4 protein-coding genes are annotated in these 7,680 nt (G+C 44.8%); all 4 read right to left on the bottom strand.

Features of this window, described 5'->3' with window-relative positions:
• Nucleotides 1-108: 108 nt before the first annotated feature.
• The 4 genes from H6G92_RS37455 to H6G92_RS37440 all read right to left on the bottom strand — a co-directional run bounded on the left by H6G92_RS37455 (nt 109) and on the right by H6G92_RS37440 (nt 7,058).
• Nucleotides 109-591, bottom strand: a complete 483-nt coding sequence (locus H6G92_RS37455) for a DUF928 domain-containing protein (RefSeq protein ID WP_190901764.1) — start codon at nt 589-591, stop codon at nt 109-111.
• 80 nt (nt 592-671) lie between these two features.
• On the bottom strand, nt 672-3,005 hold the full coding sequence (locus H6G92_RS37450) for a CHASE2 domain-containing protein (protein ID WP_190901763.1): 2,334 nt from the start codon (nt 3,003-3,005) through the stop codon (nt 672-674).
• Between the two features lie 182 nt (nt 3,006-3,187).
• Nucleotides 3,188-4,156 (bottom strand): DUF1822 family protein, encoded by a 969-nt coding sequence (locus H6G92_RS37445; RefSeq protein WP_190901761.1) that lies wholly within the window; start codon nt 4,154-4,156, stop codon nt 3,188-3,190.
• A gap of 175 nt (nt 4,157-4,331) precedes the next feature.
• On the bottom strand, nt 4,332-7,058 hold the full coding sequence (locus tag H6G92_RS37440) for a CHAT domain-containing protein (protein ID WP_190901759.1): 2,727 nt from the start codon (nt 7,056-7,058) through the stop codon (nt 4,332-4,334).
• Nucleotides 7,059-7,680: the final 622 nt, after the last annotated feature.

Raw genomic sequence — 7,680 nt, 5'->3', positions numbered from 1 at the left:
TCTCCTTAAGAGCCTGCTGTAGCTGAGTAATTTGTTCCGAAGTTAAAAAGTTTTTGGCTGGTGGTGGCATAGTTAATTTCAATCTATTCTGCATTTATATTATGCAGCTTAAATGCCGATTAGCTTAGGTAGAGAAACGCGGATGACTCCTGGTTTATCTGGTAGAGCGATCGCTTTTTGGTAAATCTCGTTAGAGTCCTGATCTTGCAGCACAAATTCAACTGCATAGGGCAAATCTTTGGTATACGGCACATAGAAAAACCAGCTTGGGCGTTCTACCGTTGTTTGTCCCCAAACATGCATCACTGAGTTAGCTTCCTCAATAAAAGGCACTAAAGCAGTTAGGTCAGGTTCAGTAGGTGGACATCCAGCCAACTCGCCGCGCTTCGCTCCACCACGAACACGACCTCCAGGAGGGGGGCCAGGTGGAAGTGAAGGTTGATTAAATGTTTTGGCTTGAGCAAGGATTATTTTAGCATCAGAGCGATTAGGAGTTGATTTTGCCAGTACTGGAATTAGGCTAACTAGTAAACTTGTGCAGCTAAAAGCTACTACTAAAAACAGTTTTATCGGTTGTGAATTTGATTTCATAAAAACCCTTCTTTATGTATGTAAAGTATATTTATCTGCTGGTTCCCCCAAAAATTTTATAAAAAATCTTTACCCATATCTTATTCCCCACTTGCCACCCGAACTTTTGTTGTTGGATTATAAATTGACATCAAGCCAACCGTGACAACCAACGACAAAGCCGAAGGTACAAAAGGCACCCAAGCACCCGAAATTAACAGACCAAAGCAAACTAAATACAGAACACTAAAGGTAATACTGACTGCCAATGCCAACCAAGGCAACGAAAGCTTTCGCCAAGCCAGGACTCCTCCTACCAAAGACCAGGCCCAAATCCAGGCCACCTCAGCCCACAGTGACCAAACCCGCATTAATGGTCGCCCAGCCTGGACTGCGCTGAGGATTTGGCTGACCATATGCGCTTGTAGTAACACTCCTGGCATTTGGTCATCTAAAGGAACGCCGTAGGGTGTAGGCCAAGTGTCTGGAGAATCTCCCTTTGCTACTACACCAATCAAAACAATCTTGTCTTTGATAGCACTGGGGTTAATCGGACTAGATAAAAATTGGGTTAGCTTCACCTGTTCGGCTATTTGTTTTGGAGAACGGTAATTGAGTAAGAGTTGACCGCCATTGGCATCAATATTTTGATAGCCGCCATTGCGAGACTTCAGATTCGGAAAAATAGTTTTACCCAGCTGCAAATTTCCTTCAGGAGTAAACTTTGGTTGAATTCCTGAGGGGCGCAGATAGAGAGAGGCCAATTTTAGACTGAATGCAAAGGGAGCAGGACACAACGATGTCGCTTCCTGGTTCATGAATAGGAGATGCCGACGGATAACTCCATCGCGATCGTGAATAAAGTCACTGAATCCCAAGTTTCCTATGGGGATTTCTGGTGGCGGCTTAATGCCTTTGATATTTGCTGTGCTATCACTCCCTTTGCATACGCCAACCAAATTATGAGTTTGTTGAAGACGAGTAATTAAATCTGGTTGTTTGGCTTTAAAATCACGGTAGATATCCAAGCCGATCGCACGGGGTTGATATTGATTCAGTTTTGCCAGGAGTTTGTTAAGAGATTTTTCGGAAATGGAAGCTCCGATCAAGGATTCGTTATTTTCTCTTTGAATTGCTAGATCGTCATCGTCAATTGTGATTACCAGCAGTCGGGGATCAAGTCCCTCCCCAGGGCGCGATCGCATCATCTGGTCATAAGCCGGAATCTCTGTACTTTCCAGCAATCCCAACAATCTCACCCCACAAACAAAGGCTGTAATCGCCAAACTTGATAACAAACTTATTGTCAATCTGCGCTTGGTAGACAAAGCTAAATTTGGTATATCTTCAGTTGTTATAGACCTTAATTCATCCCAAGTAGGTGGTATCTGCGCTGGATTTTGGCAAATCACTGGTAGCCAAGTTGCACAGGGAAATCGATCCTCAAGTCCTTGCAATCGTTCCCGCGCTTGGCGTACTGCTTGATATAAAGACTCGCCACCAGCAAAGCCTTCGAGAAAATACTTTAAGAACTCCTTTGCAACCTGGTCTGGGACGGGTTCACGCATGACGATCATCTGAGGGATTTGCAAATCAGCCAGTTCTCGCGCCAATCCCAATCCATCACAGGAGTTGAATATAGCTAGTTGCAAGCCGTTTTCAATGGCTTTCTTGAGAGCATACTTTAATTCTCCAATGGTGAGGCTATCAGTTTTATTCAGGTACATTCGTCCGCTTTCTCCATTTCCGTTACTGGAACTGTGTCCGGCAAAGAAGAGAATATCCCAGTTTTGTCCCCAAAGATGCTCAGTCAATTCCTTACGTTGTGGTTCTACCAGAAAGCTGACCTCTGCATTACTACACTGTTGCAGTAAAGCTTGATCAGCCTGGGTGTCAATCCCCTGACTATTGCCCACAATTGCTAAAATCTTGACTAATGGATTTAAAATACGTGGCTTGTGAATGCGATCGTAGGATGGTGAAGAAAGGGCGATTTCAGCCTTTGGGTAGCGTTCTAACAAATCCCACAGATGCCAGGGTAATAGCTGCAATTGGCTATTTTCTGTTTGCAAAATCACCCGCACTTCTTCCGTGGATGACAATCTTTCTAACCATTTCTCCCTCAAAGGGCGAAACTCTTCGGCTCGTAGCCAGGTATTAAAGCGTGCCCGCAAAATATGGGAAGTGTTTTCGCAGTCTTGAATCATCGATACATTCGTCACCTGCATTTTGTCAGCATGGAGCCGATAACGATTGCCTATCTGCCGATAACTAGACTGCCAATGACTATAATAGAGCGGCATTTCGGGGAATGAAGGTAACTTTCCCGTGACTTCTGTTGTAGCACGCTCGTGTTCTTCACCAATTTGGAGGGTAACAGCAAACCCCTGCTCAAAACTACCCTCTCCGAATTTCAGAACCACTAACTTACCCATGACCGTCGCGATCTCCCTGTGCAAAACCATGCCCTGTTCTAATGTCTCATAACAAGCTCCACAAGCGTTTACAGACTTTTTTCAAAATCTCCAAAAGCCGGCTTAAATTTTTAATTTTTAATTTTAATTAACCAATTACCACTTAATAAATTACCGACAAAGGGGGAAGATAGCTAGATGCTTTAAATCCTAAAATGTTCGGTAATGCTGGTATTATCCAAGGCTACTCTAACGCTAAATTGCTCTGTAGGTTCACCGCGAAACTGTAACTGAATGTAGTTATCTGATTTTCTAGATTGAGCGTCTAGAAATACTGCTCCCGAACTATCTAGAACGGTGAGATGAACTCCTGGCGGCAAGTAGATTTGATTCCCAGTGGCGTGCAATTGCAGATGAACACTAGTTTGTTGATCCTTTTCGGGACTGATTTCCACAATCAACATCACGGGTTGGTTGAGAATTTGGATACCCAAATCAATCAGTTTTGCACGTTTAGTAATTGATTCTGGTTGGTTAAGGGTATTTACTTCCAGAGTCTCAATACTGCGAAAGGCATAAGCGGGTCTGAGTTCCGGCACGTTCCATAAAGATTCAATAGTCTGCCAACCTGCCTCAAATATACCAGCAAACCACTGATTTAAATTCACTAGTGAACTAACTGGGGATTGGCGCAATTGTGCTAGGTGGTCGATAAACGCTTCCAATGGTTGCAGTTGTTCTAAAGGCAGCGTTTCAGTTGTAACACTAGGGATAAAACCAAGCAGCCTCGCTTCTTGGAGCGATTCATCAAATTGAACTACTAAATAACCGACTCGTTCTTCCCAGGTTTCTGGAGGAATGGAACATATATGCTGATGCCGATGGACAGGGCGACACTCCAGACGACCAATTGAAGGCACTTCTAAGTCAGCTACATCCCCACAGAGGCGCATGATCGGATTCCAGCTGTCACTCGCTTCGAGGTCTGTAGGAATATCCATCATTTCTAAATAGTTATTCACCACCCACACAGCCAGCGTATTCAGCCGAACTTGCTCTGCTTTTTCAGAATTTGGCTGTTGGTTAGCAAATTGCTGGGCAGTTATGCGAGCTGATTGGGAAATCGGCAATGTTAAAGCGAAATCGTCAAGCTGGTAGGTGGAGTTATTCATAAGTTAATGTTTAATAATCAATGCTGCTATGTACATATCGCCTGCATTCACTAAATTTATGCCACAAAATAGAGAATGATTATTGGAAACTTGGGGATTGCGTTTCGGGCAGTTTTTGCTGGGTGCAGGGAAAAATATTCTCCCCTTTGCTCCCTGCTCCCCCACTCCTTTGCGCCTACAACCAGTTGCCAATCAACACATAAGCAGACCAAAAGCTTGGTGCTTTGTAGTTAGGATGTTTCAGGAGTTTTAGCTGGGCACGGTGGACTGCTTCGGCTTTAGTGATTTTGCCACTCTTGAGTTCTTGATAGAAGGCACTAACAAACATTGCCGTCGACTGATCATCAATCTGCCACAGGGAGGCTATGGTACTGCGTGCCCCAGCTCGTACAGCTGCTCCTGCAAGACCCAGTGCTGCCCGGCTGTCTCCTGTTGCTGTCTGGCAAGCACTCAAAACTAATAGTTCTACTATAGTTTTACCCTGACTGCGAAAGAGAGTATCAAAATCCTTAACATTGATCTGACCATCGAAATCCAAAATAAAAGTGTCTTCAAGGCGAGAACTAAACTGACCGTGGGTTGCTAAATGCACTATGTTGAATGAAGCAGCGCTAATTTCACCCTCTAAATTCTTTTTCTTAAAATCTCCATCTAGTAGGCTAGTTGTCGAGACTCCTGCTTTGGCAATGCCGTCAAATTCAGATTTGATGGCAAGCAATGGTGCAAATTTGGTAAATCCTGGTGGTGGCTGAGTCAGTCCTGCGGTTAACGCTCTTAGCTGCTGTTTTACTAACGGTTTCGGGTCGAGGAGTTGCAGACCCACGCTCAGGGCAACTGCATATTTCTCTACCAAGTATTGCTTACCATCGTAGAGAGCTGCCATTGGTAAATTGCGTAACTGTCCATCCAGGACGAACACTAGGGTATCTACCCTACTGTTTTGTAATTTTGACTCAATGGGTTTGAGCAGCCAGTTATAAACTTGCTGCGCCTGGGTTTGGACGGTTTTGGTAGCGGTGGGATTGACAAGATTTTTTCGCAGTTTTACTAAGAGTTCCTCTACTTCTGTGTGGGAAATCTTGGTACTGTAATTTTGTAGGGGTTGGTTGGGAATTTTGACAATTACCTGGAGTTCTTTTTCAAGAATAATTGGATAAAGGATCGCAGCCGTGGGATTATCTTTATCTACCACTTGATCGAGGGCTACTCTCTGACCTTGCAGGCAAGCTTCCCGGAAGAAGTCGTCCAATTCTGCTAGTTGGAGTGCTTCAATCCGCTGGCGGGCTTTCTCTAATATTTTTTCATCTGATGATTTTCCTTCTTGAGATTTCAGCAGTAACTCTACTGACTGACGGTAGACGGGTTCTACACTGTCCCGGAAGTTAAATTGCACATCCTGGTTTATTACATCTTTATTGACTACCAAATCTCTGCGGAGAGACTGGAGAGTGTCCACAGCAGTATCATATGCCGCGATCGCACCGTTAATATCTTTTTGCGCCCAGAGCAATCTCCCTAACTGCCACTCCAAGGTATAGGTAATTTCTGGTGCATTACTGCTCTGTGCCAAAGCTAATCCTTGCCTGGTCAGGTCTTGCGCCTCTGACCACTGCCCAGTTTCTTCGTACAAGCCGCCTAAACTCTTCAGAGCATAAGCTTCTGCCCGTTTGTCCCCTAAATCGTGGGATTGCTGGATGGCCTTGGCGAGTAATACTGCTGAGTCTTTGGTGCTCAATCCTGAGTAGTAATTCTGACTGGATGCTTGCAATATACCACTCTTTACTTTTGCCAGACTTTGAGAAAAGTTAACCTGAGCGTAGATACTTGCACGGCTGAGGGGGAGTTGGTCGAGTTGGGATTGAATCAATGGTAAGAGAGTTTGAACCTCTGCCCATCGTTTATCTTCAATGAGTAGGCTCAAGTGATTGATTTGCGCTTGGACTTTTGTCAGGGGTGAGGGAGATGCTGCAACTGTTTGTTGATAATAGGCGATCGCTCGAAGATTATCCTCTTTTTTCCGGGCATTATTCCCCAGGCTGAACAGACTAGCCCCAATATCAGCGCTTGATTGCAGATTTCGAGCAATTATCAGACTTTGTTCTAGCGCTTCCTGTGACTTGTCCAAATTGCCCAATACCAAAAGGGCATCACCAAGCGATCGCAAACTCACTGTCTTTTCTATAGAGTCTGGTTGAGATTTTAATGTCTGACTTACCTGATCGAGTGTTTTGACAGCACGAGGGTAAAATCCTTGGGTTCGCCACGCCTGTGCTTGATTAATTAGCGATCGCACCACACCGCTTTGATTATTTGCTTGCGTGTAAATTTTTTCTGTCCGCCGCCAAGTTGCTAAAGCCGCCTCAGCCTGTCCCATTGTCAGTTGGAGACGGCCTTGAATATCTAGTGATTGGGCAAATATTTGCAAATTTTGGTTTTCATCCTGTGCTTCGAGCAAATTTAAGCTCTCTTTAATTGCCTGCTGTGCCTGGCTCCATGCACCAAGTTGCTGGTAAGCTAAAGAAAGATTACTCAGTGTCACCGCCTGTTTGAGGTTCTCTCCTTGTTGCTTATATGCTTGCACAGCCTGTTGTAACACTTCTACCGCTTTGGCAAAGCTTCCGTCATCGTATAAAAGTTTGCCCTGCTGTAGTAGTGAGGCGGGGTCAGCGGCCACAGCCAGCGATGTCAGACTGTTAATTGGTAGTTGGGATGAGGGATTAATTGAGCCAGAAACTTTTGCCAGCACGGGTGAACCAAGGATGCATAGCAAAGCTATCAGGAAGTACAAAGGCAAACGTAAAAAGTGAGCCAGCGTGGACTTCAGACAGCGCTTTGGCTGCTTGTGCCTTTGAAATTTTACAGAATTTGCGCCAAAAGCCCTAGTTGTTTTAGCCATAAGCATGACAAGAGGTAAGTGATAACCAGGAACCCACAGGATTAACTGTTAAGTATTTAGGCTACCAGGGTAATGGTACCATTCGCATCCATTACTGATACCGTAGCTCCTACAATCTTATTTATCGTGGCTTGGATGAGGTTTTACCTAAATCTACTAGTTACCTAGGAGGTTTGAATGCTTACGGCGGTTATACATGTCAACTTAAGCTAAAACTCCTTTAAAATCTCGTTTCCAGCCTTTGGCTGGAAATGCTTCTCCTAGCGGCAGCCCCAACGATGGGCATTCCCTGGAGACTGGGAACGAGACAATCTCTAAAAGTTTTTTCGCTTACTGGCTTTCACGTTAAGTTGACACCAATGGGGTATGCCGTGCCCCTACACCTTGCGATATAATTTTATACCGCATCTGAATGGAAACCGCTATATCCTAATTTCACAACTAGCTCTTCAAACGTGAATTCCAGCCCTCTCTGCCGCCCTAGAAAAATTGTATTCATACTTGACACTCCCCGCTCTAAAGAGACGGGGATTCTTGGTTCTCTGACTCGCCGTTAGGCAGCAGGCTTGCGCCAACGGCCCAAGAGGGCAAATCTCCCCAAGCGTAGCTTCCGGTGTGCCCCACCGTA

The organism is Nostoc foliaceum FACHB-393, from assembly GCF_014698505.1.
GTDB classification, from domain to species: Bacteria; Cyanobacteriota; Cyanobacteriia; order Cyanobacteriales; family Nostocaceae; genus Nostoc; species Nostoc foliaceum_A.
Note: the sequence above shows the minus strand (reverse complement) of the source record. Positions and strands in the feature narration are given on the sequence as shown.

Coding starts and splice junctions, on each gene's coding strand:
- H6G92_RS37455 (WP_190901764.1), bottom strand. CDS start 591: ATGAAATCAAATTCACAACCGATAAAACTGTTTTTAGTAGTAGCTTTT.
- H6G92_RS37450 (WP_190901763.1), bottom strand. CDS start 3,005: ATGGGTAAGTTAGTGGTTCTGAAATTCGGAGAGGGTAGTTTTGAGCAG.
- H6G92_RS37445 (WP_190901761.1), bottom strand. CDS start 4,156: ATGAATAACTCCACCTACCAGCTTGACGATTTCGCTTTAACATTGCCG.
- H6G92_RS37440 (WP_190901759.1), bottom strand. CDS start 7,058: ATGCTTATGGCTAAAACAACTAGGGCTTTTGGCGCAAATTCTGTAAAA.